This window comes from Flavobacterium sp. GSB-24, from assembly GCF_027924665.1.
In the GTDB taxonomy this organism is placed as follows: Bacteria; Bacteroidota; Bacteroidia; order Flavobacteriales; family Flavobacteriaceae; genus Flavobacterium.
Genome location: NZ_AP027043.1, coordinates 205,760 through 231,351, shown reverse-complemented (window position 1 = coordinate 231,351; position 25,592 = coordinate 205,760). Strand labels below are relative to the sequence as shown.

At 32.7% G+C, this 25,592-nt stretch carries 28 protein-coding genes; 9 read left to right on the top strand and 19 right to left on the bottom strand.

The window, feature by feature from the left end; translation table 11 throughout:
• Positions 1-66 precede the first annotated feature (66 nt).
• A complete protein-coding gene (gene lipA / locus QMG60_RS01120) occupies positions 67-933 on the bottom strand; it encodes a lipoyl synthase (RefSeq protein ID WP_281866622.1) in 867 nt (288 codons plus the stop codon).
• Between the two features lie 298 nt (positions 934-1,231).
• Here lipA and QMG60_RS01115 point away from each other — a divergent pair, with 298 nt between their 5' ends.
• Together QMG60_RS01115 and QMG60_RS01110 are read left to right on the top strand one after the other, a co-directional pair.
• Positions 1,232-2,104: a M48 family metalloprotease gene (locus tag QMG60_RS01115; RefSeq protein ID WP_281866621.1), complete on the top strand. Its 873-nt coding sequence runs from the start codon at positions 1,232-1,234 to the stop codon at positions 2,102-2,104.
• A gap of 201 nt (positions 2,105-2,305) precedes the next feature.
• Positions 2,306-3,172, top strand: a complete 867-nt coding sequence (locus QMG60_RS01110) for a M48 family metalloprotease (protein ID WP_281866620.1) — start codon at positions 2,306-2,308, stop codon at positions 3,170-3,172.
• Between the two features lie 56 nt (positions 3,173-3,228).
• Here QMG60_RS01110 and QMG60_RS01105 read toward each other — a convergent pair whose 3' ends face one another.
• From QMG60_RS01105 to QMG60_RS01045, 13 genes are all read right to left on the bottom strand, one after another.
• The gene (locus QMG60_RS01105) at positions 3,229-3,609 is read right to left on the bottom strand and encodes a PH domain-containing protein (protein ID WP_179007952.1); all 381 of its coding nucleotides are present in this window, start codon (positions 3,607-3,609) and stop codon (positions 3,229-3,231) included.
• Positions 3,610-3,670: 61 nt separating this feature from the next.
• Positions 3,671-4,348, bottom strand: coding sequence for a DUF4184 family protein (locus tag QMG60_RS01100; RefSeq protein ID WP_281866619.1), 678 nt, complete (start codon positions 4,346-4,348; stop codon positions 3,671-3,673).
• Positions 4,349-4,522: 174 nt separating this feature from the next.
• Positions 4,523-5,359, bottom strand: coding sequence for an energy transducer TonB (locus QMG60_RS01095; protein ID WP_057114795.1), 837 nt, complete (start codon positions 5,357-5,359; stop codon positions 4,523-4,525).
• Between the two features lie 159 nt (positions 5,360-5,518).
• Complete coding sequence (locus tag QMG60_RS01090) at positions 5,519-6,070, bottom strand: sigma-70 family RNA polymerase sigma factor (protein WP_057114794.1); 552 nt, start codon at positions 6,068-6,070, stop codon at positions 5,519-5,521.
• Positions 6,061-7,167: a glycosyltransferase gene (locus tag QMG60_RS01085; RefSeq protein WP_281866618.1), complete on the bottom strand. Its 1,107-nt coding sequence runs from the start codon at positions 7,165-7,167 to the stop codon at positions 6,061-6,063. Before QMG60_RS01085 ends, QMG60_RS01090 begins: the two co-directional genes overlap by 10 nt.
• Positions 7,168-7,250: 83 nt before the next feature.
• On the bottom strand, positions 7,251-7,865 hold the full coding sequence (locus QMG60_RS01080; protein WP_281866617.1) for an FMN-binding negative transcriptional regulator: 615 nt from the start codon (positions 7,863-7,865) through the stop codon (positions 7,251-7,253).
• Between the two features lie 11 nt (positions 7,866-7,876).
• The gene (locus tag QMG60_RS01075; protein ID WP_057114791.1) at positions 7,877-8,335 is read right to left on the bottom strand and encodes a GNAT family N-acetyltransferase; all 459 of its coding nucleotides are present in this window, start codon (positions 8,333-8,335) and stop codon (positions 7,877-7,879) included.
• A 127-nt stretch (positions 8,336-8,462) separates the two neighbouring features.
• Complete coding sequence (murB, locus tag QMG60_RS01070; RefSeq protein WP_281866616.1) at positions 8,463-9,476, bottom strand: UDP-N-acetylmuramate dehydrogenase; 1,014 nt, start codon at positions 9,474-9,476, stop codon at positions 8,463-8,465.
• Positions 9,477-9,632: 156 nt separating this feature from the next.
• Positions 9,633-9,812 (bottom strand): hypothetical protein, encoded by a 180-nt coding sequence (locus tag QMG60_RS01065; RefSeq protein WP_057114789.1) that lies wholly within the window; start codon positions 9,810-9,812, stop codon positions 9,633-9,635.
• 35 nt (positions 9,813-9,847) lie between these two features.
• Positions 9,848-10,411: a hypothetical protein gene (locus QMG60_RS01060; protein ID WP_057114788.1), complete on the bottom strand. Its 564-nt coding sequence runs from the start codon at positions 10,409-10,411 to the stop codon at positions 9,848-9,850.
• 98 nt (positions 10,412-10,509) lie between these two features.
• Positions 10,510-11,568 (bottom strand): glycosyltransferase, encoded by a 1,059-nt coding sequence (locus QMG60_RS01055; protein ID WP_281866615.1) that lies wholly within the window; start codon positions 11,566-11,568, stop codon positions 10,510-10,512.
• Between the two features lie 90 nt (positions 11,569-11,658).
• Positions 11,659-12,333 carry a DUF2461 domain-containing protein gene (locus QMG60_RS01050; RefSeq protein WP_281866614.1) on the bottom strand — a complete coding sequence of 225 codons (675 nt, stop codon included), beginning with the start codon at positions 12,331-12,333 and terminating at the stop codon, positions 11,659-11,661.
• A 175-nt stretch (positions 12,334-12,508) separates the two neighbouring features.
• A complete protein-coding gene (locus QMG60_RS01045) occupies positions 12,509-13,588 on the bottom strand; it encodes a DNA replication/repair protein RecF (protein ID WP_134142390.1) in 1,080 nt (359 codons plus the stop codon).
• A 242-nt stretch (positions 13,589-13,830) separates the two neighbouring features.
• Here QMG60_RS01045 and QMG60_RS01040 point away from each other — a divergent pair, with 242 nt between their 5' ends.
• The 7 genes from QMG60_RS01040 (at position 13,831) to QMG60_RS01010 (ending at position 20,909) form a co-directional block, all read left to right on the top strand.
• Entirely contained in the window at positions 13,831-14,610 is a 780-nt protein-coding gene (locus QMG60_RS01040; RefSeq protein WP_057114784.1) for a tetratricopeptide repeat protein, read from the top strand.
• Between the two features lie 93 nt (positions 14,611-14,703).
• Positions 14,704-15,276 (top strand): 6,7-dimethyl-8-ribityllumazine synthase, encoded by a 573-nt coding sequence (ribH, locus tag QMG60_RS01035; protein ID WP_134142394.1) that lies wholly within the window; start codon positions 14,704-14,706, stop codon positions 15,274-15,276.
• A 139-nt stretch (positions 15,277-15,415) separates the two neighbouring features.
• Positions 15,416-16,096, top strand: a complete 681-nt coding sequence (locus tag QMG60_RS01030) for a DUF6624 domain-containing protein (RefSeq protein WP_134142396.1) — start codon at positions 15,416-15,418, stop codon at positions 16,094-16,096.
• 158 nt (positions 16,097-16,254) lie between these two features.
• Complete coding sequence (gene mutL / locus QMG60_RS01025) at positions 16,255-18,192, top strand: DNA mismatch repair endonuclease MutL (protein WP_281866613.1); 1,938 nt, start codon at positions 16,255-16,257, stop codon at positions 18,190-18,192.
• Positions 18,189-18,938, top strand: a complete 750-nt coding sequence (locus tag QMG60_RS01020; protein WP_134142400.1) for a rhomboid family intramembrane serine protease — start codon at positions 18,189-18,191, stop codon at positions 18,936-18,938. Before mutL ends, QMG60_RS01020 begins: the two co-directional genes overlap by 4 nt.
• Before the next feature lie 42 nt (positions 18,939-18,980).
• Positions 18,981-19,844, top strand: a complete 864-nt coding sequence (locus QMG60_RS01015; protein WP_281866612.1) for a rhomboid family intramembrane serine protease — start codon at positions 18,981-18,983, stop codon at positions 19,842-19,844.
• Positions 19,845-19,862: 18 nt separating this feature from the next.
• A complete protein-coding gene (locus QMG60_RS01010) occupies positions 19,863-20,909 on the top strand; it encodes an endonuclease/exonuclease/phosphatase family protein (RefSeq protein WP_057114780.1) in 1,047 nt (348 codons plus the stop codon).
• 57 nt (positions 20,910-20,966) lie between these two features.
• On the opposite strand, the gene QMG60_RS01005 is transcribed toward QMG60_RS01010, so the two are convergent.
• The 5 genes from QMG60_RS01005 to QMG60_RS00985 form a co-directional block, all read right to left on the bottom strand.
• Positions 20,967-21,587: a WbqC family protein gene (locus tag QMG60_RS01005; protein ID WP_134142404.1), complete on the bottom strand. Its 621-nt coding sequence runs from the start codon at positions 21,585-21,587 to the stop codon at positions 20,967-20,969.
• Positions 21,588-21,761: 174 nt separating this feature from the next.
• The gene (gene lepB / locus QMG60_RS01000; protein ID WP_057114778.1) at positions 21,762-23,315 is read right to left on the bottom strand and encodes a signal peptidase I; all 1,554 of its coding nucleotides are present in this window, start codon (positions 23,313-23,315) and stop codon (positions 21,762-21,764) included.
• A gap of 67 nt (positions 23,316-23,382) precedes the next feature.
• A complete protein-coding gene (gene dapB / locus QMG60_RS00995; RefSeq protein ID WP_057114777.1) occupies positions 23,383-24,084 on the bottom strand; it encodes a 4-hydroxy-tetrahydrodipicolinate reductase in 702 nt (233 codons plus the stop codon).
• A 42-nt stretch (positions 24,085-24,126) separates the two neighbouring features.
• Positions 24,127-24,687: a DUF5683 domain-containing protein gene (locus QMG60_RS00990; RefSeq protein ID WP_057114776.1), complete on the bottom strand. Its 561-nt coding sequence runs from the start codon at positions 24,685-24,687 to the stop codon at positions 24,127-24,129.
• Entirely contained in the window at positions 24,687-25,589 is a 903-nt protein-coding gene (locus tag QMG60_RS00985) for a ParB/RepB/Spo0J family partition protein (RefSeq protein ID WP_057114775.1), read from the bottom strand. The genes QMG60_RS00990 and QMG60_RS00985 overlap by 1 nt, the downstream gene beginning before the upstream one ends.
• Positions 25,590-25,592: the final 3 nt, after the last annotated feature.

Below are 25,592 nucleotides of genomic sequence, written 5' to 3'. Positions count from 1 at the left end.
TTTATTCGTTTCATTGATTAATCGTTTAATCGGTTTTACAATTAAACGATTAAACAATTAAACTTTTTATAAAATATGTTTTTGTGCTTTGTAAGAAGAACGTACCAGTGGTCCGCTTTCTACATGTCTGAAACCTAACGCAAGACCGAATTTTTCATATCGTTCAAATTGCTCAGGTGTAATAAATTCTTTTACCGGAAGATGTTTTTTACTTGGTTGTAAATATTGTCCAATAGTTACCACATCAACATTTGCATTTCGTAAGTCAGTCATCGTTTGAAAAACTTCTTCTTCAGTTTCTCCAAGACCAAGCATAATTCCAGATTTAGTTCTGTTAATGCCTTTTTCTTTTAAATAACGAAGCACTTCTAAACTTCTATCATATTTTGCTTGGATACGAACTTCACGGGTCAAACGTCTTACTGTTTCCATATTATGAGAAACTACCTCAGGATTTGCCTCAACGATACGATCGATGTTTCTTTCAATTCCTTGAAAATCTGGGATTAAAGTTTCAAGAGTTGTGTTTGGATTCATTCTTCGAATGGCTCTAACGGTTTCCATCCAAATGATAGAACCTCCATCTTTTAAATCATCTCTATCCACACTTGTAATTACAGCGTGTTTGATATTCATGATTTTAATAGATCGAGCTACTTTTTCAGGTTCATCCCAGTCTACCGTTTCTGGTCTACCGGTTTTTACGCCGCAAAATCCACAAGAACGAGTACAAACATTTCCTAAAATCATGAAAGTTGCAGTTCCCTCACCCCAGCATTCGCCCATATTTGGGCAGCTTCCCGAGGTACAAATTGTGTTTAAGCTATATTTATCGACCAAACCTCTAAGTTCAGTATATTTTTGTCCAATTGGCAGTTTTACTTTTAACCACTTAGGTTTTGCCGTAGGTATATTTGCAGAGACTGTTTCCATATATCAATTTTCAAAGCACAAAGATACGGAATGTAGTTTATTTGATGATGCTAATTTTGTTTTCGTTTACTTTTCGTGTCTTCTGCTAGTATTTCATAATATGAAGTTTAAATGTAAAAAGTCTGTTTTTAAAATAGATTTTTAGGTTTATATTTTTAATCCTGCTCAAGATTTTGATGTTTGGCTAAACTTTATGAATTTTAAAATTCCACCTTAATCTATTACAAATTTGGCTTCTTGGGATAACTCAGGATTTATGCTGTACTATTTTTGTTGTTAATTTAATAGTTTTAAAAATATGAAAAAGGGATTTATTGTATTAGGAATTTTATTGACAGTGTTTGGCTTTGCTAAAATGGATGCCCAAATTCTTTCAGATAAGGCTATGGGAGCTTTAGGCAAAGGTGTTTCAGGCTTTACTTTTAGTGATGCTGACGCGGCAGCTTTAGCCGCAAGATCTATTGCTGAAATGGATGCAAATAACCCTGTTGCAGGACCAACAGATGGTTATACACTTCGATTAAACCGTTTATTTGGAAAACATACTTCCAGTGAAGGTGTTAATTTAAATTATAAAGTTTATTTAGTAAAAGATATTAATGCTTTTGCTTGTGCAGATGGAAGCGTTCGTGTATTTGCAGGTTTAATGAATATTATGGATGATAACGAATTACTAGCTGTTATCGGCCATGAGATTGGGCATGTTGTGAATCATGATACTAGAGATGCAATTAAAGCAGCATATAAAAAAGAGGCTTTATTAGATGCAGCTTCATCCCAGTCAGGAAAAATTGAGACTATTACGGCATCTCAATTAGGAAAATTAGGAAGCGCAATGATTGATAGCAAGCATAGTAGAAAACAAGAATCTGAAGCAGATACATTCTCATATGATTTCATGAAAAAACATGGTTACGATGTTAATGCGGTGGAATCAGCATTTAGAATTCTCCAAAATTTAAGTGAAGGATCAGAGGCATCTTTTCTTACCAAGATGGTTAGCTCTCATCCAGACGCTGGCAAAAGGGCAGATGATGCTAAAAAAAGAGCAGTAAAAGATGGTTTATATCAACCTTATGTACAGCAGAAAATTGTAAATACTGCACCTGTAACAGCTACAAAAGCAACAACAAAAACAACTGCAAAGAAGACAACAACAAAAAAGAAGTAATTTTAATATAATTAATTTACAAACCGGCAGATTCTATAGAATTTGCCGGTTTTTGTTTATAGCGTTAAGAATAAATGGATTTATGACATTTTAAACTCATTAAAAATTCATATATTTATTTATTGAAAAAACAAATTTTTGTGTGAAATGAAATAGCATTTTGTTATTTACATTTGTTGTTAAATTGTAATTTTTAAAAACATGAAAAAAAAATCTATAATAGCAGGACTTTTATTTGCTGTATGTGGTTTAACAAAAACGACAGCACAAATTAATTTTGGAGATAAAGCAATAGGAGCAGTTCAAAAAGGAGTAACCGCTTTTACCTTAACAAATGCAGATGCTGCGGCTTTATCTAAAGAAGCAGTTGCAAAAATGGATACTGAAAATGAAGTTGCGGGTCCAAACGATGGTTACACTTTAAGATTAAACAGGATTTTTGGAAAACACGCAGCTGGTGATGGGTATACATTAAACTATAAAGTATATAAAGTTAAAGACGTGAATGCTTTTGCTACTGCCGACGGAAGTGTACGTGTATTTTCTGGATTAATGGATATTATGGATGATAATGAATTATTGGCAGTTATTGGTCACGAAATTGGCCACGTAGCCAATAATGATTCAAGAGATGCAATGCGAGCAGCATATCAAAAAGAAGCATTAATTGATGGTGTTTCTTCTCAATCTGCAAAAATTACAGCAATAACAGATAGTCAGTTAGGGAAAATTGGAAGTGCTTTAATTGATAGCAAACACAGTAGAAAACAAGAATCTGAGGCAGATTTGTTTGCATATAACTTCTTAAAGAAAAACGGTTACAATGTAAATGCTGAAGAATCTGCATTCAGAATTTTAGCCAAAATGAGCGAAGGATCTGAGGCTTCTTTTATCGACCGAATGATGAGCTCGCACCCTGATGCTAAACAAAGAGCAGAAGATGCAAAGAAGAGAGCAGAAAAAGATGGTTTATACAAGCCTTATGTGCAGCAGAAAATTGTAAATACAGTTCCAGTCGCAACTAAAAAGGCAGCTACAACAAAGAAGACAACAACTAAAAAGAAATAATATTTCTTCTTAAAAAATAATAAACCCGGCAGATTTTAAATTTGCCGGGTTTTGTTTTATCCCAATACGTGAAAAGCAAGGATTTTTTGTACTTCGTAAACATTAACCGATTTGTTAAATTGTTTTACTATACTTGGCTGTTGTTCGCTTGAAATCCAAATTTTTAATTCGGCATCAAGGTCAAAAGTTCCTGCAGTTTCTACGCTAAATCTTGTGATGTTTTTGTAGGCAATAGATTTATATTCGGTTTTGCTTCCAGTAATTCCTTGCACATCAACTAAAATCAGTCTTTTGTTGGTAAAGATGAAAGTATCACGAATAAGTTTAAAACCCATTTCGATTTCTTCATTAGTAGTTAAAAGCTGTCCGTATTTTTTAATTAAATCTTCTTGGCTTACAGCACCTGCATTTCCAAGAATAGCAGAAAATATTCCCATTATTTGTTCTTTTATTAGTTAAATCAATTGTCTTTAGAAGTAGTAAAAGTAATTGATTTTGCTAATTTTTTATGTTTGATTTAAATTTAATTATCAGTGGCGTTAATATAATTGCAATTAGAAATGAAGCAATAAAAGACACGACAAAATTCCCAATATTTAAAGCCTTTAGATTTATGATAAATCTAATGAATAAGATTGATGCAGTAAATAAAATTACAGTAATCCAATATAATTTGTTAGTACAGCTTTTTAGGTTATCATTTTGTGGAAGATTAAACAAGGCGGCAATAATTATTATACATCCGATAAAAGTGCTAGCATGTTGTGCTAGTTTCCAAAAAGGAATTTCTGTTCCAAAAAACGAGATTGTATTTCTGAGAGTATCAATTTGATTTACAAAATAACCGTGATTGTGTGTAAAAGCATCCCAAAAAATATGAGAGATTATACCAATCAATGAAGAAATTAAAACGACATGCCAATTTTTTTTAAAGTAGATATTCCAATTAAAATCGGTATAAATTAATATTCTGCTTTTGATAAACGATGGAAGATTTTGAAATAAGAGATTTCTCGTAAGATTATGAAAGATAAAAGCAAGTAATATGGCAAGTGGTAAATCAAACCAAAAAATACCTGCTAGAGTATGACTGTACAGGCTTCTGACTTTCATTCGTAAAAAATATTCAAAATCTGGAGTTAAACTTCCAATAATTAAAGCGGTTAGAGAAACCATGTTTTTGGTAAATACCTTAAAGGAAGAATAATTGCGGGATGAGAAAAGGTAAAAGGCATTAAATCAAATTTTTAATTTAGAAATTATTCAAAAAGACCTGTAAACTTTCTTCTGATAATTCGAAATTAAAGATAAATAAAAAAGCAGAACCTAAGTTCTGCTTTTTTCTGTTTGTTATTCCACTACCGTTTGTACCGTAATTGGAAGATTGTATGCTGTTCTCACAGGTTCTCCATCTAGAATACCTGGTTTCCATTTTGTTTTTAATGATTTTAAAACTCTAATAGCTTCTTTACCTACTCCGTACCCAGGATCATTTCTCACAATAATATCAGTAAGAGATCCGTCTTTTTCCACTACGAAAGAAACATATACTTTTAATGTTTTTTCCATATCCAATTCTGGTCTGCGGAAATTGTTTCCTACATATTTGTAGAACTGGGCGATTCCACCTGGAAATTCAGGTTGTTTGTCCAGAATAGCAGTTGAAACTGGCCCATCGCTTTTAGGTGTTACAGAAGCAGCATCACCATTCCCGCCACCGCCTCCACTAACTGGAATTGGGTTAACAGAAGTACCACTTCCGTTAAGGTTTTCTACAACTGGAACATTCTCAGTGTTTGGTGCAATTTTTTCGACCGCATCTTGTGTTTTAGTTACCACTGGATTGATTAATTGCGATGCGTCTGTTTTGCTCGCTGCAGTTTGCTCTACTACCGGTGCTGGTGGTGCTGGTGGTGGAGGTGCAATTATTGGGTCAATTTTTACAACAACCAATGGATCTTTGTAAATAGGATCTGTTTGAGCCGAATTATGGTCTGCTGGTGTCCTAAATTTGTTAATGACTACAGATGCACTTCCTAAAGCCGTTAATAACAGTAAACCCATAAATAGAGCTGTAACAGAATTTTTAGAATTCTCCTGACGTAATTGATATGCGCCGTACTCTTTGTTTTTGTTTTCGAAAACAAGATCTGTCCACTTGTTTTCATAGATACTTAATTTAGACATAATTTTTGGGTTTTAAGGTTAAGTAACTTTAAATCATACGCAGAAAAGGTTTAGGTTTGAGCTAACAACGCAAAAGTTGTAGTTTTAATGTGTGGTAAAATTATTTTTTTAAGAATAAATATACGAATAGTATATTTATATTTACCTAAAGATAATAAATTATCTATTACGTTCGATAATTTCTGCCAATAATTTTTTAGCACGTAAAAGTTTAACTTTTACACTGCTTAAAGGTTCGTCTATCTTAACAGCAATTTCCTGATAAGACATTTCTTGAAAATAACGAAGCTGAATTACTTCTTGGTAGTGAGGTTTGAGTTCTTTAATGCATAAGAGCAGACGAGAAAGATTCTGTTCTTTAATTAAAGCATCTTCGGCAGAGGGAGTAGGGTCGGCTATATTATAAGCCTGCTGATCTTCGTTGTCTGTTATTTCGATAAAAAGATTAGTTTTCTTTTTTCGTAACAAATCAATATAAACATTTTTAGCAATGGCAATGAGCCAGGTGTTGAATTGAAATTCAGAATTATAAGAAGCAATTTTATCAAAAGCTTTAGAAAAAGTTTCTATAGTAATATCTTCTGCCGTGGTTTCGTTTTCTGTTCGCTTAAGCATAAAAGCATACACCTCATTCCAATAATGATCTAATAAAAAAGTAAAGGCGATTTGATCGCCTTTTTTTGCTTTTTCTATTTTAGAATTTATTTCCAATATACCGGTTTTGAAAAGATATTAGTTATAAAGATATTAATTTGCGTTAATATAAGCGCTATCTCAACAACTGGAAACCAAATTTTAAGATCATTTTCTTTGAGTTTTCCTGCCGAACACCCAATTACTGTCCAAACAACGGTGTAGCGTGTTGCTAAAATTGCTAATACGGCAATCCATTGAAATTGAAAAGCCAGCAGAATTACAACTAATAAAAAGAAGAATAATTGTGAGATGAAGAATAATCCCAGCTGCATTTTGTCAAAAAACTTATAATGCTCTGCTGTAGAAATATGTCTTCTTTTCTGAGTAAACCATTCTTTGTACGTTTTTTTAGGTTTTGAATATGTAAAACTTTCAGGTGTATAAGAAATAGTTGTGTTGGTTTTGTTTGCGGCTTGATTAATAAATAAATCATCATCACCAGAACGAATCTGAATGTGATCGATAAAACCATTTACATTAAAAAACTCTTCTTTTTTGTAAGCTAAATTTCGTCCCACACCCATGTACGGAAGTCCTAATTTTGCCCATGAAAAATATTGAACAGCTGTGAGGATAGTTTCAAAACGAATAACTTTGTTTAAAAACGAACGCTCTACTTTTTCGTAACCCCCATAACCCAAAACAATCGTTTTGTTCAGGGTAAAATGCGAAGTCATAGATGTAATCCAATCTTTAGAAGTTGGGAAACAATCAGCATCAGTAAACAGTAAATAATCTTTTTTTGTGGCTTTAATTCCAAGTGTTAAAGCATATTTTTTATTTCCCCAAAAAGCTTCATTGTTTTCTACTTTTACTAAACGAATATTGGGGAATTCCTTTTCAAATTCTTCAAATACTTCTAAAGTTTCATCGCTTGATGCGTCGTCAATTAAAACAATTTCAAAATCAGGATAATCTTGCTGTGCTAAAAGCGGAATATATTTTTTTACATTCTCTTCTTCATTTTTAGCGCAGACAACTACAGAAACGGGAAGTTTTTTTGGTGTAATCTGCTGGGGTTTAGCAAAAGCAAATTTTCCAAAAATTCCTAAATAGTAGAAAAGTTGAATAAAAACAATAGCAATAAAAAAGTAAAATAAAGTTATAAGCATATAGTTTTAATGTCTGTTAATAGCTGAAATTTGCGAGAACAAAGGTAGTTATGAATTAGTAATTTTCAATGATTAAAGCCAATTTACTTTCGGCATTTTGACATTTCTTTTGCAACAGCAATAGACTGAGGGTTTTCAGTTTTTTCTAATTCAGTAATAATATTTTTATAATTATGATCGTCGCGATTTTGAGAAAGTTTTTTTGTGGCTTGAATTTCCTCAATTTCTATTTCAAAACCAAAAATTCCTCGTGCTTCGCGCATTGTTTTTGCAGATAAATCTTCAACGCGAACAGGATTTTCTGAGTTTGCTTCGTATTTATCAACTAGTTTTTTAAGCTGCTCTACAGAAGTTTCGTAATCTACAATTTTGATTTTTCCGTAAACATGTACGGCTATGTAATTCCAAGTTGGAACATTTTCGTGATCGTACCAGGAAGATGAAATGTAACTGTGCGGACCTGTAAAAACTGCTAAAACCTGATCGTTTTCTGCAAAACCTTCGGACTGTGGATTCAGTTTTGAAATATGACCCTGTAAAATTTCTTTTCCATCGGCATTGATTTCAAGTTCTATCGGAATATGCGTTGCGCATAATTTTCCGTGAGTCTGATTAATAAGAATGCCAAAACTATTGTCTTTCAGAAAAGTTCTGATTTCTTCTGGATTCTCATTTTTGTATAAATCGGGTGTATACATTTTATGTGATTTTATATCAAAGACTTTCTAAAACAAATTGCCTCTGGTCGATCAATATATTTTCCGTAATTCGGAGTTACTTTATATCCTTGTTTTTGATAAAATTGAGTTGCTTGGTTGTTTTTTACTCGTGTTTCTAAAACTAACTCTTTAAAACCAATCGTTTTAGCTTTTTCTTCTAAAAATTCTAAAATATTCTGGCCAATTTTCTTTCCGCTAAATTTAGAATACATTCGTTTAACTTCGCCTATGTTTTCTTCAATAGGTCTAATGGCGCCGCACCCAACAATTTCATTATCTATTTCCGCAACAACAAATACAAATTTTGGATTGTCAATCTGCCAGTCTGTAAAAGAATTCTTCCCATCACTTCCAAAACGTACAAATAGATTAGCAGACAATTCATCAATAATCTTTTGAACTTTCTCGTCGTTTGGATCAGCTGTTTTAATCAGAATATTTTCGTTCATTTTTATTTATAAGTGCGATCCATTTTTTGTCACATCGAGCGGAGTCGAGATTTTATCAGTAAAAGGACTACGACTTCGCTCAGTCTGACAGAAATAATAATTAGTGCAAATTTGTGAAATTTGTGTTTTATATCACATTCACTTCAGCTTCAATATGAATTCCAAAAGTGTCAAAAACTGTCTTTTGTACCTCTTTAGAAACCGCTAAAATTTCTTGTCCAGTTGCATTGCCATAATTTACTAAAACCAATGCCTGATTTTTATGGACCCCAGCATCGCCAAAACGTTTTCCTTTAAAACCAGCCTGTTCTATAAGCCAGCCTGCAGGAACTTTTACTTCATTTTCGGAGACTTCATAAAACTTCATTTCAGGAAATTTCTGATGGATTTTCTCGAAATCAGATTTCAATAAAATCGGATTTTTAAAGAAACTGCCGCTGTTTCCAAGTTCTTTTGGGTCTGGTAACTTGCTTTGTCTAATAGCAATTACAGCATTACTGACATCTTTTAAAGTTGGCTCAGTAATATTGTTTTTTGACAATTCTGCCAAAATATCTCCGTAAGAAGTATTGATTTTATGATTGCGTTTAGTCAATTTAAAGACAACAGAAGTAATAATGAACTGGTCTTTTACTTCGTGTTTAAAAATACTTTCACGGTAGCCGAAATTACATTCATCATTAGTGAATGTTTTCATTTCCTGAGTTTCCATATTCATCGCTTCGCAAGAGACAAAAGTGTCTTTAATCTCAGTTCCATAAGCGCCAATATTTTGTACTGGAGTCGTGCCTACATTTCCTGGAATTAGAGACATGTTTTCTAATCCTCCAAAATTATTATCGATAGTATAAATAACGAAATCATGCCAGGTTTCACCAGCCTGACTTTCGACCCAGACAAAATCTTCATCTTCTTTAATTGTTTTTTTGCCTTTTAAGTCGATGTGAATCACAAGAGCATCAATATCCTTAGTCAAAAGCATATTACTGCCACCACCTAAAATGAATTTTTTTTCGTTTTTGTTTTCCTGTAAAACTGTTTTTAACTCAGCAATAGAATGAACAGCAACGAATTTTTTAGCACTGGCTTCAATGCCAAAAGTATTGTAGTTTTTTAAAGAAAAATTGGATTGGATTTCCATAAATAAAAGGCTTTTTTTACTGAGTTCAAAAGTAAGGATTATAATTTGTTTGAATTGTTTTTTGTATTAAAATCAGATACTTTAAAAGTGTTTTTTTGTTAAATAAAAAAGCCTCCAGATTTGAAGGCTATAAATATTCTAAGTTCTTTTTAAGTTTTATTTTGTAGATAACTTTTCAGAAATAGTGATGGAATTGTCACCAATCAATTTAGAAGCTATTTCCATTTTCTGTTTTCCAAAAGTTTCGTCAAATGAGGTTCTGTTTTCCTTGTCTATATAAGTAACAGTAGTCTTTTTTTTAGATTTGTCTAAAATAGTTTTAATTGTATTTTTCATAGCAATACATTTTAATGTTACAAAAGTATAAAAATTTATTTTAGGTGGCTTCTTAATTCAAATGTTATAAAATTATATAAATTACTTTTAGCAGGATTATAAATTTCATATTCAATCTTCTCAATATTGATTATTGAATCCGGTCGTTTCCCACTCTTACTATTTTCTTTAATTCGTAGGTCACGAATTATTCCTCCTTTTATAATGAAGCAGCTTTCAATTGCGTCTAAATTATTACTTACGCCTATTTTGTATAATCTGTGTTTTGCAGAAGTATTTCCAAAAAAGGTCAAAATTGAATTAGGATGGGTTGATAAGAAATCTAAAGCGCATGTAAAAACCGTTTTTAGTACTTTGTCTTTATCATTTTTGTTGTTATTTCTGGACATGTCAGAAATTGATTCGATCCCATTTTTATCAATTATGATATTTCCAAAGCCTAAATTATAATATTTTTCTAATCCGGGCTGTGGATATTTTAGGATCGCAATTCTTTTCGGGATTTGCCTCAAACCCATGCTTACGAAATCATATTTTGTGTGCATAGGGTTAGCATCAACTTCTTCAAATTCGTATGATCCATTTATTAATTCTTCCATTACGGTAATAAAAATGGCAAATTTAAATAAAATATAAATTATTTCTTGTTAAATTAAAATTAAAAGACGTGTGGTTTTTAATATGATGTTAGATGTGATTATTTGAATCTAGCATACAGCAGCTCATGATATTTCTCAGAAATAATCTTCATGTTAATATCATAATTCGCATTTTCTTCTACAAATTTTCTATTTCGAATAACAGCTTCATTTCGAGATTCAGGATTTTCAAAAGACCAAATTAATTCTTCGGCTAGCATTTCGATGTTATCAATTTCAACTAATTGTCCATTTTCTCGATGCGTAATCCAGCTTTGATTTCCGGGAATATCAGAAACTACGGGATAACAATTACAAGCCATTGCTTCAAATAAAGAGGCCGAAACGCCTTCAGTAATGGGCATACTGATATAAATATTAGATCGCTGTAATAATTGTGGGAGTTCAGTATTCGGAATTCTTCCTGTAAAAATTACTTTATTTTTGATTTGTAATTCTTTCGCTAAATCTTTTAAAAATTGCAATCTTGTTCCGTCGCCAACAATAGTAAGCGAAAAATCAATTCCTTTTTGATTCAAAATTCCAAATGCTTTTAAAATAGAATCGTGTCGATATTCTGGCATTAAAGAGCGTGTTACGATCGCTTCAATTTTGTTTGAATTATTGATGGAAGGAGTGAAAATCGACAAATCAATTCCTTTTGGGAGAACTAAAACTTTATTCATGTCAACTCCAGATGCTTTCATGTGAATTGCCATGACAGGTCCCCACGCGTGAATTAAATGCGCTTTCTTAAAAGCATATTTCTGAATGAATTTTTTTAATGGATACAAAACAGATTCTTCCGGCCATAAATCAGTTCGGCCTTGCTGCGCGATGGCGATAGTTTTAGATCCTGAAATTGCTGCAAGAAATCCATAACTGGTGGTTCTCTCGGCAATAACCATGTCTGGTTTTTCTTTTTTGATGATTTTCCGAATTGAAATAGGAGAGAAGAAATATTCTAAGATACGTTTGAATCTGTTGACTTTGGAATTATTTGGTGTTTGAAGTTCCCAAGTTATAATTTCAAAATCGCCAAATTGTTTCAAACCTTTCATCCAGGTTATAGCATCGGCGCGGTAAGATTCTCCAAGAAAAAGTATTTTTCTTTTCATTCGGTAAATGAATTTTTTTCGCCACGAATTTCACAAATTTTCACAAATTAATTCGTGTCAATTCGTGAAATTCGTGGCGATTTATCTGTTTTATTCTTCAGTCTCTAAGGCGCGATTGATAAATTCGTTTAAAGGTTTTAAAGCAATTAGTTTTTTGCTCATTTTAGAAACAAAATCTTTTTGAGTTACTTCAGAAATATCATAAACTTGAGTTGCTGTAAAACTTTTCAATTTTAAAAATTCTATTGCAGGATGATCTTTTTCGTAACCGCGAGGCATACTTTTAAGCGAATTATTTTCATTTATATCCAAACTTCCGAATTCTTTTTTGAAATCTTTATTGTTTAAAATTTCGTGTAAATCATCATAGAAAAAAGCAATTTCTTTTCGGACTTTCTTCAAATCTTCTGCGTCTGGAGAATAAAATCCGCCTGCAATAAAACTTGCACCTTTTTCGATGTGGACATAATATCCAGAACGGTTTGCGCCTTTTGCTCCAGCAGACATCCAAACGCCTAAATGTGATTTATAAGGAGATTTGTCTTTAGAAAAACGAATATCGCGGTTGATTCTAAAAGTACAATTTTTAACTTCTAAAAATTTTAATGAAGGATCAAGTGGTTTCATAACATCAAGAAAATCACTTACCAATTGATGATAATCTTTCTTGAAAACTTCATATCGTTTTTTATTTTCCTGAAACCATTCTCTGTTATTGTTTCTTTTTAAATCGTCTAAAAATTGCAATGATTCTTTTGTAAGCATATTTGATGTTTTTATTGCAGTTGATGTTGTGGCTAATTTACTGATTTTAGTTCGCCGCGAATTACACGAATTTACGCTAATTTTTAATTATTTATGACTCAGCTTTGACAAAGTGCAAAACCTTTTCAAAACTTAATTCGTGAAAATTCGTGTAATTCGTGGCAAACCAAAAAAATTACAAATTAAATATCTTATAAGTTTGATGCGTAGATTTTACAATAGCTTCTGTTCGTTCTGGGTGTGTATCAGAAATAAAAAGCTGGCCAAATGTTTCGCTGTTTACCATTTCTACAATTTTAGCCACACGAGTTTCGTCTAGTTTGTCAAAAATATCATCAAACAGAAGAATGGGTTTTACACCGCTTTGCTTTTTTAGAAATTCAAATTGAGCCAGTTTCAAAGCAATCAAAAAAGATTTCTGCTGTCCCTGCGAACCAAATTTTTTTATCGGATGTGAATCAATTTCAAAAGATAAATCGTCTTTGTGAATTCCAACAGTCGTATAATGAAGCGCACGATCTTTATTGATATTTTCCTGTAAAAGCGTTAATAAATCTTTTTCGAACAAATGACTTTCATAAACCAATTGTACACTTTCTTCAGATCCAGTTATGGCTTGATGATGTATATTAAATATAGGTATAAATTGTTCTAAGAAATCTTTTCGTTTCTCAAAGATCGATTTTCCATATTCATTAAGCTGTTCATTATATATAGATAAAGTATCATTATCAAAAGTGTGATTAAGGGCAAAATACTTTAAAAGCGCATTTCGCTGTACAATTACTTTTTGATACTGAATAAGCTGATGAAGGTATGTTGAATCTAACTGCGAAATAACGCTGTCCATAAATTTACGGCGCGTTTCGCTTCCTTCAATAATCAAATCTCGGTCGGCGGGCGAAATAATTACTAACGGAATAAAACCAATATGATCTGAAAATTTATCATAGGCTTTTCCATTTCGCTTTAAAACTTTTTTCTGTCCCTTTTTTAAACTGCAGACAATCTGTTCTGTTCTTTCGTTCTTTTCCAGTTCGGCATCAATCACAAAAAACTCCTCGCCATGCTTGATATTTTGAACAGCCAACGGATTAAAGTAACTTTTTCCGTATGCTAAATGATAAATAGCGTCGAGTACATTGGTTTTTCCAATACCATTTTTTCCCACGAAACAATTGATCTTGATATCGAAATCAAAACTGGCTTCAGAAAAGTTTTTATAATTAAATAAAGAGATTTTGTTTAAATGCATTTTTTAGGGACTCAGTCGATAAATATTACTGTTTTTGAGCAGTAAAAATTTGAGGGTGCAAATTACCGAAAAATATCAATATAATAGACTTTAGCGCTGTTTCAAACGGATTTATTTTATTGCTTCCGCGAAAGGGCAAGTTCATAACAAAAATATTTTTTTTAAAATAGTGATAAAATTGAAATTTTTTACGTCGGTTTCAATAAAAATTTTATTTTTGCCGTTCACTAAATAATTTTTAAATGGCAACTTACAATAAAAGAGGATATAAGACACCAAAAGAGAAGGAAGTTAAAGAAGTTAATGAAGAAGCACAGGTAGTTATTGACGAAAAAGACAGCACTACAGCTGGCGTTTTCTCAAAATTAGATGAGACAGCTTCAAAAACTGAGGATTGGGTGGCTAAAAATCAAAAAATCATTATTGGTTTAGTTGCAGGTATTGCTGTTGCTACAATTGGATACTTGGCTTACCAAAAATTTATTGCTACTCCTAAACAAGAAGAAGCGGCTAGTGAAATGTTTGTTGCACAGCAAAATTTTGAAAAAGCAGTAAATGGTGTTTCTAGCGATTCATTATACAAATTATCATTAAACGGTTCAGAAGGTAAATTCGGATTTATTAAAATCGCTGACGAATATTCTGGAACTGATGCTGGAAATTTAGCAAACTACTATGCTGGTATGGCTTACTTAAATACTGGTAAATTTGATGAGGCAATTAAATATTTAGGTGAATTTAAATCTGAAGATGTAATCTTAAATGCTTTGGCTAAAGGTGCAACTGGAGATGCTTATTCTCAAAAAAATCAGCAAAAAGAAGCGCTTGATTTTTATGTAAAAGCTGCTGAGTCTAACAAAAATGATTTTACAACGCCTCGTTTCTTATTAAAAGCTGGAAAAACTGCTCTAGCTTTAGGTCAAAAAGAAGATGCATTGAAGTATTTTAATGATATTAAAGATAATTACGACAGTGCTCCAGAAGCAGCATCTGTTGATGCCTTAATTGGATTAGCGCAATAAAAATTTTAGACTTTAGATTTTAGATTGTAGATTTGTAGTTACAAATCTATCCCGAGGCTTCGGGACTAAATTAAAAAATCTAAAATATAACAGATGGCTACTGAAAATAAAAATCTATCAGAATACGATAAAAACACAATCCCAAACGCGAAAGACTTTCGGTTTGGGATTGTTGTTTCTGAATGGAATGATACTATAACAGAAGGACTTTATAATGGTGCTTTTGATGCGTTAATTGATTGTGATGTTCCTGCCCAGCAAATTATCCGCTGGAATGTTCCAGGAAGTTTTGAATTAATTTACGGAGCAAAAAAAATGCTTCAAACACAAAATGTTGATGCCGTTATCGTAATTGGATGTGTAATTCAAGGAGAAACCAAGCATTTTGATTTCGTTTGCGAAGGAGTTACTCAAGGAATTAAAGATTTGAATGTTCAAACTGATATTCCGGTTATTTTCTGTGTTTTAACAGATAATAATATGCAGCAGTCAATTGACAGAAGCGGAGGAGCTCACGGAAATAAAGGAACAGAAGCTGCAATTGCCGCAATAAAAATGGCGTATATTCGTCAGCAGGCGTCAATAGCTCATGCTTATAACCAGCCTTTGCTGTCTTCTGGTGCAATTCAAATCGAAGATACGCCAAGAAAAATAGAGAAGGAATAAAACACATTTGTTTTAAAAAAGCATAAAAAAACCTATACTGCTAAAAGTGTAGGTTTTTTTATGCTTTTTTTGTGATTGTGTTAAGTCGCATCGAATTCGGAATTATATTACATTTGAGTTGATTTTTAATTTATTTTCTATGAAAAAATATCTACTTTACGTTTTTATTTTATGCTTCAGTCTAAGTTATGCTCAAAATAAAATCAATGAAAATTTGAAAAGAGAACTTGATTCAATTATGAAATCAGATCAAATTCTTAGGGAATATATCAATTTTGATACTTCTGAGGATCGAAAAAAAGAAATCGTAAAAGACCTTAGTCGTGAAAATGATCCGAATTTTAGAAAGGGCATTTGGCTAGAGATGAAAAAACGAGATTCTCTTAATTTGATTAAGGTTGAAGAACTTATAAAACTATATGGTTATCCAGGAAAAAGCTTAGTTGGCGAACCAACCAATATTGCTGCGTGGTATGTTATTCAACACAGTTCTAAAATTGGAGAATATTTGTCAATGATTGAGAAAGAAGCGAAAAAGAAAGAGATACCTTTTACCTACTTTGCTAAAATGCAAGATCGTTTTTTAACGCAACAAGGAAAAGAACAGATTTATGGAACGCAAGGTCAGATGAAACAAATAACGAATAAAGAAACAGGAAAAAAAGAGTTTTTTAATTACGTCTCGCCAATTGAAAACCCTACTAGAGTTAACGATCGAAGAAGGAAAGCGGGTTTTACAACTACAGTTGAGGAAAATGCAAAAGAAATGGGAATGGAATACAAGGTTTATACCTTGGATGAAATAAAGAAAATGAACTAGTTCTTTTGTGTCTAACGCGCAATCATTCTGTTTTATAGACTGTTGTAGTTTTTGTTTTTTTTATGATTATTCTTATTCTAAAACCCAATCAAAATTCACTAAATTTGTACTTCTTGGTTTATAGAAACTAATCTAAACTTTAAAATTATTTTTGCTTAATGTCGAGTATTATTCAATTGCTTCCTGATCACGTTGCTAACCAAATTGCTGCTGGAGAAGTGGTTCAAAGACCCGCTTCAGTTGTAAAAGAATTGTTAGAAAATGCTGTTGATGCCAAAGCAACTGATATTAAATTGATAATAAAAGATGCTGGTAAATCACTAGTACAAGTTATCGATAATGGTATTGGAATGACGGTTACAGATGCGCGTTTGTGTTTTGCGCGCCATGCAACTTCCAAAATACGCCAGGCCGAAGATTTATTTTCGCTTGGCACCAAAGGTTTTCGTGGAGAAGCTTTGGCTTCTATCGCTGCGATTGCGCACATGGAAATGAAAACCAAACAAGATCAAGATGAACTTGGAACTCATATTGTAATCGAAGGAAGTAAATTTGTCTCGCAAGAAGTGGCAGTTCTTCCAAAAGGAACTTCATTTGCAGTTAAAAACCTGTTTTTTAATATTCCGGCTCGTCGTAATTTCTTAAAATCAGATACAGTTGAGTTTCGCCATGTAATGGACGAATTTCAGCGTGTGGCTTTAGCGCATCCAAATATTCATTTTAGTTTTTACCACAATGGAAGTGAGATGTACAATCTTCCTGCTGCGGGATATCGCCAGCGAATTGTAGGTATAATGTCTGGTAAAACCAACGAAAAATTGGTTCCAGTAAATGAAGATACCGAAATTATAAATGTGCAGGGTTTTGTTTGTAAACCTGAATTTGCTAAGAAAAATAGGGGAGAGCAGTTCTTTTTTGTAAACGATCGTTTTATAAAAAGTGGTTATCTGCATCACGCAGTAATGTCTGCTTATGACGGATTATTGAAAGATGGTGCGCAGCCTAGTTACTTTTTGTACCTGCAAGTACCGCCAAATACAATTGATATCAATATACATCCCACTAAAACTGAAATTAAATTTGATGATGAGCAGGCTTTGTATGCTATTTTAAGAGCTTCGATCAAACATAGTTTAGGACAGTTTAATGTGGCTCCAGTTTTAGATTTTGACAGAGATTCTAATTTAGATACGCCATATCATTACAAAGATGTTGAAGCAGAAGTGCCTACTATTCAGGTTGACGGAACTTTTAATCCGTTTACAGATGATAAAACCAATCAGCATTATAGTAAAGCTAGTTCTGGATCTAATTATAGTTCAGGTTCTTCTTCGTCATCGTCTTCTGGTTCTTCCTATTCAGGCTCTTCCTACTCGGGTTATTCAAAAAGAGTAGAGCCAACGGCAAGCTGGGAAAGTTTATATGTGGGTTTAGATACAGAAAATCCTGAAACGATAGAGAGTTCGCCTTTTACATTTGAGAACGAAGAAGTAACTTCTTCTTTATTTAATGATGATGAGGTAGAGCAGGCAACACACAAAACATATCAAATTCATAAAAAATACATTGTTTCGCCAATAAAATCAGGAATGGTTATTGTTGATCAACAGCGAGCGCATCAACGTATTTTGTATGAACAATTTTTGTTGAATATGACTGTAAATCAAGCATCAAGTCAGCAATTGCTTTTTCCGCTTGATTTGTTTTATTCAGCTTCTGAAATGGAATTAATTGAAGAATTAAAACCTTCATTAGAAACAACAGGATTTGTTTTCGATCAGACAAAATCAGATCATATTGTAATTTCTGGAATTCCAGTAAATATTACCGAAAGCGAAGTTTCTCTTGTAATCGAGCAGTTATTGAGCGATTTACAGGACGGAATCCCAGCAAATAGTTACAGTCAAAATGATACAATTGCCAAATCAATGGCAAAAAGTTTAGCGGTTAAAACTGGATCTTATTTAACCGAAAAAGAACAAGATAATTTAGTAAACGGTTTGTTTGCTTGTAAAGATCCAAATATTTCACCTTTTCAAAAACCGACCTTTATCACCATGCGTGTTGAAGATATAGATAAAAAGTTTGCCTTATGATGAACATGACTCCAGTGGTTAAACAACTGCTAATTATTAATATTATATTTTTTATTGGTTCTCAGTTAGTGCCGGTTTCTTATGAGTATCTGGCAATGTTTTTTCCTGAAAATCCTAATTTTAAAGTTTGGCAGCCAATAACACATATGTTTATGCATGGTGGTATTATGCATATTGCATTTAATATGTTTGCATTGGTTTCTTTTGGATCTGCTTTGGAGCATTTTTGGGGAGGAAAAAAATTCATCTTCTTTTATATTTCTTGTGGTTTAGGCTCAGCTTTACTTCATACTCTTGTGAACTATTATTTTTTTCAGGATACAATGAGTACTTTGACAGCAAATGGTTTTAATAAAACGCAGATTTTACAACTTTTAAGTGAAGGAAAAATTGATACTAGATGGCAGAGTTTGGTAAGTGTGGCTCAATTTGAAGGATTTACGAGTGCTTATATAGGAACAGTTGTGGGAGCATCAGGCGCTATTTACGGTTTACTAACGGCTTTTGCATTTATGTTTCCTAATGCTGAACTAGCACTAATGTTTATCCCTATTCCAATTAAAGCAAAATACTTTGTTCCGGGGCTTTTGTTGATTGACTTGTTTTTAGGCGTTAAGGGGACTTCCTTGTTTGGCGGTGGAGGTACTGGAATAGCGCACTTTGCACACGTTGGTGGTGCTATTACTGGTTTTTTAATGATGTGGTACTGGAAAAAAAATCAGTTTAACAGTAATCGTTGGAATTAATTTTTAACTTTAAGTTTAAATTCTAAACCAAAAGAAGTTTTTATGAATATTCTAGACGATTTGAAATTACAATATAGATTGGGAGGCATAGCCATGCGCGTTATTTATTGGAATATCGCATGTTTTATAATCTCATTAATATTTTTCTATCAATTTTCAATTGGTCAATTTGATTTTCCAAGCTGGATTGCGTTATCGTCAGATCCTCAGGTTTTCATGTTCAAACCTTGGACTTTTTTAACCTATGCATTTTTTCACGATGGGTTTTTCCATTTGTTGTTTAATATGATGGTTTTGAACTTTGCAAGTTCATTGTTCTTAACTTATTTTACTCAAAAACAATATTTAGGATTGTATATTCTGAGTGCTCTTTTTGCGGGAGTTGCTTTTGCATTAAGTTTTTATTTGTCAAATATCAGCGGTTCTATTGTTGGTGCATCTGCAGCCATAATGGCAATTTTAGTTGCGGCAACAACTTATTCTCCGCTAATGAATGTCCGTTTGTTTTTGTTCGGAAACGTTAAGTTATGGCATATTACGGCTGTAATTTTAGTTTTAGATTTAATGCAGTTTCGTTTAGGGAATATGGGTGGGCATATATCGCATCTTGCAGGTGCTTTTTTTGGATTTATCTATATTAAATTACTCCAAAATGGTACAGATTTAAGTATCATTGTTTCTAAAACATTAGATTTCTTTGCAAATCTTTTTAGAAAATCTCCTTCGACCCCATTTACAAAAGTTCATAAAAATTACAAAAAACCTACAGAAAGATCAACATCAAGAATTGTTACGAAAGATAAGACGCAGCAACAAATTGATGAGATTTTAGACAAGATCAGCCAATCTGGTTATGACTGCCTGACAAAAGAAGAAAAAGAGTTTTTATTTAAAGCTGGAAAATAACTTGTAGGAAGAAAAAATATGAAAAACCTTTCTTGGTTTAATAAGATAATGTTCTTTTTGAATATAGTCCTGACTGTGCTTACGTTTAGTGTCTATATTTTACCTTTTTTAGCACCTAAGAGCTTTCCGCTTTTATCGGTGCTTACTTTGTTTATGCCGGCCTTTTTTGTTGCAAATGGGTTATTCTTCGTTTATTGGGCAATTCAATTTAAAAAGCGTCTTATTTTGTCTGGTTTGGTATTGCTGACTGGAATTACCTTCATTAATAAATTTTATAAATTTTCTGCAAAAGAATATGTTCAAGACGAAAAAGACTTTTCTGTGATGAGCTATAATGTCCGCCTTTTTAATGTTTTTAAATGGCTGGATCGAGATGATATTCCATCAAATATTAAAGCTTTTATAGATGAAAAAGATCCAGATATTCTTTGTATTCAAGAGTACTCAAACTCGGCGCATATTGATTTAAAGGTGTATCCGCATCGTTATATTTTTATAGATGGAAAACAGATTAAAACAGGTCAGGCTATCTTTTCAAAATTTCCTATTATAAACGAAGGAAATATTATCTTTCCTAAATCAGATAATAATGTGGTTTATGCTGATATTAAGCGCGGAAAAGATGTGATTCGTGTTTATAATATGCACTTACAATCTATTAAAATTTCTCCAGATGTAAGTGAAATTTCAGATGATATTGATAATGTAAATCAGAAGAAATCACAACGTATTTATGCCAGAATAAGTAAAGGTTTTACGCAGCAGCAGGAACAGGCAGAGATTTTTAAAGAGAATATTAAGCAGTGCAAAACTCCGTTTATTATCTGCGGCGATATGAATAACAGTCCTTTTTCTTATGTATATCGAAGTATTAAGGGAAAGCAAAAAGACGCCTTCGAAGAAGCAGGAAAAGGTTTTGGAGCTACCTATAAATTCCGTTATTACCCTGCTAGGATTGACTACATTTTTACAGACAGTAAAATGAAAGTAAAACAATTTGAAAGCTTCTCAGATTTTGAAAACTCAGATCATTATCCTATTATGACGAGGCTTTCGATGGAATAAAATAGATGAATTTCCAATTTTTTAAAACCCAAATTTCAAAGATGAAAATTGGATTTTCTATTTGATATCTAGTTTCTGAGTTTTCAAATAATCCATTGCAAATTTACCTTCATTAAAAAGTAAGTCTAAAACACTTAAGTTGTTTATGAAACCATGTTTGTCGTCAAATACCTGACTGTATTTTTCGAAAGAGTTTGTGTCTTTTTTTCCGTTCGCTAAATATCTAAAATCAGCGAAATCTGGTGTTTCATGAAAATATTCTGTTGTTTTCCCAAATTCAAATTTCATTCGAAGACATTTTGTTACAATGTCCAAAACTTCAAAATTCAGATCCATTAAAAAAGTATGTTTTTTTTCGAATATAGGCACGATGTCATCCTCGAAGTATTCGAAGAAGGGCGAGCTTCTATAAGCTGCTTCCAGCGATTTAAAATGCTGTTTCTGCCAGTCAAATTCATTTTCAATCAAAATGTCTTTTGTCTTTTGATGTGCTTCTTTGGAATGTTTAACAGGAATATTTAATAATTGAATTCCGTTTGGACTATAGATGTAAGTTCTATTTCTATTAGTTTGTTTCTGAAAATTATCCTCCATTTCAAATGTGATTTTTTCAGATTGCGCTATTACTGCAAAATGACTAATAGATGGAAAATAAGTCGGAAGTATTAAGGAATTCATTGTGATTTTAGTTTAATCGGTAAATCGCTTAATCGTACTTTTTTGAGAAACGATTAAACGATTTACCAGTTTAACGATTTAATGTTTTTATTTTTTTAAATGTTTCAGGTTTCAAGTTTCAAGTGTTGTCGAACTTGAAACTTGAAACCTGAAACAAAAACAACTTTTTTTTAATTATGCTTTATTCTCTCTTCTTTTTCTCCATACAAAATCTCCAACGAAGTATAATGCAAGAGCTATTAAGAAATATTTGAAGTAAGATTGTGGCTGTCCTTCACCATCAACGGTAGTGAAAACTCTATTCCATCTAATTTTATTGATGCCTTTTCCGTTCGTATCCCAGCTCATCCAGATGAATACTGGTTTTCCTACGATGTGATTTTCTGGAACGTAGCCCCAATAACGGCTGTCTTCAGAATTATGACGATTGTCTCCCATCATCCAGTAATAATTCTGTTTGAAGGTATATGTCGTTGCTGGTTTTCCGTTAATTAAAAATTTAGAACCTTGTAATTCTAATTTATTTCCTTCGTAATTCGTGATAATTTCTTTGTAAAAAGGAAGTGATTCATTGTTTAACGCAACCGTTTTTCCTGCTTCAGGAATGTAAATTGGTCCCATGTTATCTTGACTCCACTTATTAATATGAGGAAAAATTCTGTTATCGTCTGTTTTGTCAATTTTACGTATCACCGCAGTAACGCCAGGAGTATTTTTGAATCGCTCAGCTCCAGCTTCTGTTAATGATCCTAAGTAAAGCGTATCTCTTTTTTCTGTTGTAAAACCAGCAGGATCAGTGATGTCTAATTCTTTAAATAATGATTCGAAATCAATTGGAGTTTTTCCATCTAAGGCTACAGAATAAGAATATTGTGGTTTAGCTCTTTCTGGTAAAACCAATTTTTTTCCATTAATAAAAACAAAACCATCTTTTATTGATAAACTGTCTCCAGGAATACCAACACATCTTTTCACGTAATTTGATTTCTTGTCAATGGGTTTGATAACCCCTGGTCTTCCTTTTGGTTCAAAGAAATAATGAACGGTATCTACCGGCCAGTTAAAGACAACTATATCGCATCGTTTTATTTTTTGGATAGCTGGAAGTCTGAAATATGGTAATTGCGGCCAGCTTAAATACGATTTACTTTTAGTTAAAGGAATAGAGTCATGAACCATTGGTAATGCTACCGTAGTCATTGGTACTCTTGGCCCGTAATTTAATTTACTCACAAATAAGAAATCACCAATTAATAAAGATTTCTCTAAAGATGATGTCGGAATTGTATAAGGTTGTACAACATAGGTATGTACTAAAGTTGCTACGATAATTGCAAAAAGTAAAGAACTAATTGTGTCTCCAGTTTTGTTTTCAGGAGTTAATTTACGATCTGCACGATACTCTAATTTTTGAGTATAATTTACATAATAAATATAAAAACCTAGAGTGAAAAGGCCTAGAAAAGTATCCAAAGTAGATCTTTTACCAAATGTTCTTAAAGTTTCTACCCATACAACAGGAAACATAATTAAGTTGATGATTGGGATAAAAAGTAATAGTGTCCACCAAGTCGGGCGTCCGATAATTTTCATTAAAACGATAGAATTGTATACCGGAATTGCTGCTTCCCAGCTTTTTCTTCCTGCTGCCTGATACAGTTTCCATGTACCAAGAAAATGAATTATTTGAACAGCTAAGAAAAATACGAACCAAGAGTAAAGTGTCATAATATTGTATTTTTAAGTTTCAAATTCAGGATTGAATGTTTTTAATTAATCCAAAACTTTATTCGATTTATTGTAAGTTTAGTACATCTTTCATAGTGAAAATTCCTTGTTTGCCTGCAAGCCATTCTGCTGCAATAACAGCGCCAAGAGCAAAACCTTCACGATTGTGAGCAGTATGTTTTATTTCGATACTATCAATAACAGAATCGTAGTTTACGGTGTGTGTGCCAGGAACTTCTCCAATTCTTTTTGCTTCTATATGAATTTCATTTGATTGAGCTTCTTCTAAAGTCCAATTAGCATAATTACTGTTTTCAATTACGCCTTTTGCTAGAGAAATTGCAGTACCGCTCGGAGCATCAAGTTTGTGGATGTGGTGAATTTCTTCCATTGAAACTTTATAAGAATCAAACTGATTCATGATTTTGGCTAAATATTCATTTAATCCAAAGAAAATATTTACACCTAAACTAAAGTTTGAACTCGAAATAAAACCGCCTTTTTTCTCATTGCAAAGAGCAATCATTTCGTCGTAATGTTCCAGCCATCCAGTTGTTCCAGAAACTACAGGAACATTAGCATTAAAAGATGCTGAGATATTATTAACTGCTGCTGATGGAACACTAAAATCTATGGCAACATCCGCTGTTGAAAGTCCGTCATAGCTATTAAATTCATCTTTCTTTAAAACTATTTCATGACCTCTTTCTAAAGCAATTCTTTCGATTACTTTCCCCATTTTTCCGTATCCTAAAAGCGCAATTTTCATTATAATTATTTTTTTATTGATTTTTAAATAGACGTTACTCTATTAAAACTTGTAGTTAAAGGTTAGTCCAACGTTTGGTTTAAATGTTACATCGTCGGGATAAATTTCTGGACGCATTGATAGTCTTTCGTTTACGTTAAACTGAATCAAAGCGGCATCGACATTGGCATCAATTATGTTTAGTACATAAAAACCAACAACAAATAAGGCAGATAAGTCTCTGTTTCTTTGATAAAACTTTTGCCCGGCAATTAGTCGGTTGTCGTCCAAAAATTGATAATTATCATCGTTATAGCCTTCTAATCTTCGTTTGTAGGCGTCACGATAATCGTGGTATTTTTTATTGTTGTCTATGTAAAAGTACAAACTTGTTCCGATTGCTCCGTAAACCAATGGAATTTTCCAGTATTTTTTATTGTAAGCCTGCCCTAAGCCTGGTAAAATTGCAGAATAAAAGGCTGCTTTTGCGGGTGTTAGCGGATCTATTTCTTCTAATGCAGTAGTGTCTTTTACGACCAAAACCGTGTCTTTTTTTACCTGGGCAAAAAGAGAAACGGTTCCTGTTAGAAAGAACAATAGACCGATGGGGACAATTTTATTCACTATCCGTTTATTAATTTTATAATTCTGTTAAAGTCTGCTTCAGAATTGAATGGAATTGTGATTTTTCCTTTTCCGTTGCCAGCGACTTTAATATCAACTTTCGAACCAAAATAATCGTTAAAAGTATTTTTTTGAGTTTCTCTTACCACAAACGCAGAATCTGTTTTAGGTTTTCCTTCTGCTTTTGGCTGCTGCCCCTCGTGATAATTTTTTACCAGAGCTTCTGTTTCACGAACAGATAAATTCTGGCTTACAATTTTTTGGTAGATATCTGTTTGAACATCAAGGTCTTCAATGTTGATAATTGCTCTACCGTGTCCCATGCTTATAAAACCGTCACGAATACCAGTTTGGATAATCGGATCTAATTTTAAAAGACGTAAATAGTTGGCAATTGTCGAACGTTTTTTTCCAACTCTTTCACTCATTTGTTCTTGAGTTAATTGAATTTCATCGATCAAACGCTGGTATGATAATGCAATCTCAATTGGATCTAAGTCATGACGCTGAATATTTTCAACCAAAGCCATAACCAACGATTCGTTGTCGTTTGCAATACGAATATATGCTGGAACATGAGTTAATCCTATTAAGGTAGAAGCACGAAGACGGCGTTCTCCTGAGATTAACTGATATTTATTGAAATCTAATTTACGAACAGTAATAGGTTGAATTACACCAAGTTCTTTAATAGAAGTGGCTAATTCGCGTAAAGATTCTTCATTAAAATTGCTTCTAGGCTGAAACGGATTTATTTCGATAGCACTTATTTCAAGCTCAATAATATTTCCAACAACTTTGTCAGCATTTTTGTCTTCTACTGATGTAATGTCGTTTTCCGGATCTTTTAATAATGCTGATAATCCTCTTCCTAAGGCTTGTTTTTTAATTGCTTTTGTCATAAA

Excerpts from the sequence above, each read along its gene's own strand:
- lipA (WP_281866622.1), bottom strand. The coding sequence starts at position 933 with ATGGAAACAGTCTCTGCAAATATACCTACGGCAAAACCTAAGTGGTTA.
- QMG60_RS01115 (WP_281866621.1), top strand. The coding sequence starts at position 1,232 with ATGAAAAAGGGATTTATTGTATTAGGAATTTTATTGACAGTGTTTGGC.
- QMG60_RS01110 (WP_281866620.1), top strand. The coding sequence starts at position 2,306 with ATGAAAAAAAAATCTATAATAGCAGGACTTTTATTTGCTGTATGTGGT.
- QMG60_RS01105 (WP_179007952.1), bottom strand. The coding sequence starts at position 3,609 with ATGGGAATATTTTCTGCTATTCTTGGAAATGCAGGTGCTGTAAGCCAA.
- QMG60_RS01100 (WP_281866619.1), bottom strand. The coding sequence starts at position 4,348 with ATGGTTTCTCTAACCGCTTTAATTATTGGAAGTTTAACTCCAGATTTT.
- QMG60_RS01095 (WP_057114795.1), bottom strand. The coding sequence starts at position 5,359 with ATGTCTAAATTAAGTATCTATGAAAACAAGTGGACAGATCTTGTTTTC.
- QMG60_RS01085 (WP_281866618.1), bottom strand. The coding sequence starts at position 7,167 with ATGCTTATAACTTTATTTTACTTTTTTATTGCTATTGTTTTTATTCAA.
- QMG60_RS01080 (WP_281866617.1), bottom strand. The coding sequence starts at position 7,865 with ATGTATACACCCGATTTATACAAAAATGAGAATCCAGAAGAAATCAGA.
- QMG60_RS01075 (WP_057114791.1), bottom strand. The coding sequence starts at position 8,335 with ATGAACGAAAATATTCTGATTAAAACAGCTGATCCAAACGACGAGAAA.
- murB (WP_281866616.1), bottom strand. The coding sequence starts at position 9,476 with ATGGAAATCCAATCCAATTTTTCTTTAAAAAACTACAATACTTTTGGC.
- QMG60_RS01065 (WP_057114789.1), bottom strand. The coding sequence starts at position 9,812 with ATGAAAAATACAATTAAAACTATTTTAGACAAATCTAAAAAAAAGACT.
- QMG60_RS01060 (WP_057114788.1), bottom strand. The coding sequence starts at position 10,411 with ATGGAAGAATTAATAAATGGATCATACGAATTTGAAGAAGTTGATGCT.
- QMG60_RS01055 (WP_281866615.1), bottom strand. The coding sequence starts at position 11,568 with ATGAAAAGAAAAATACTTTTTCTTGGAGAATCTTACCGCGCCGATGCT.
- QMG60_RS01050 (WP_281866614.1), bottom strand. The coding sequence starts at position 12,333 with ATGCTTACAAAAGAATCATTGCAATTTTTAGACGATTTAAAAAGAAAC.
- QMG60_RS01045 (WP_134142390.1), bottom strand. The coding sequence starts at position 13,588 with ATGCATTTAAACAAAATCTCTTTATTTAATTATAAAAACTTTTCTGAA.
- QMG60_RS01040 (WP_057114784.1), top strand. The coding sequence starts at position 13,831 with ATGGCAACTTACAATAAAAGAGGATATAAGACACCAAAAGAGAAGGAA.
- ribH (WP_134142394.1), top strand. The coding sequence starts at position 14,704 with ATGGCTACTGAAAATAAAAATCTATCAGAATACGATAAAAACACAATC.
- QMG60_RS01030 (WP_134142396.1), top strand. The coding sequence starts at position 15,416 with ATGAAAAAATATCTACTTTACGTTTTTATTTTATGCTTCAGTCTAAGT.
- mutL (WP_281866613.1), top strand. The coding sequence starts at position 16,255 with ATGTCGAGTATTATTCAATTGCTTCCTGATCACGTTGCTAACCAAATT.
- QMG60_RS01020 (WP_134142400.1), top strand. The coding sequence starts at position 18,189 with ATGATGAACATGACTCCAGTGGTTAAACAACTGCTAATTATTAATATT.
- QMG60_RS01015 (WP_281866612.1), top strand. The coding sequence starts at position 18,981 with ATGAATATTCTAGACGATTTGAAATTACAATATAGATTGGGAGGCATA.
- QMG60_RS01010 (WP_057114780.1), top strand. The coding sequence starts at position 19,863 with ATGAAAAACCTTTCTTGGTTTAATAAGATAATGTTCTTTTTGAATATA.
- QMG60_RS01005 (WP_134142404.1), bottom strand. The coding sequence starts at position 21,587 with ATGAATTCCTTAATACTTCCGACTTATTTTCCATCTATTAGTCATTTT.
- lepB (WP_057114778.1), bottom strand. The coding sequence starts at position 23,315 with ATGACACTTTACTCTTGGTTCGTATTTTTCTTAGCTGTTCAAATAATT.
- dapB (WP_057114777.1), bottom strand. The coding sequence starts at position 24,084 with ATGAAAATTGCGCTTTTAGGATACGGAAAAATGGGGAAAGTAATCGAA.
- QMG60_RS00985 (WP_057114775.1), bottom strand. The coding sequence starts at position 25,589 with ATGACAAAAGCAATTAAAAAACAAGCCTTAGGAAGAGGATTATCAGCA.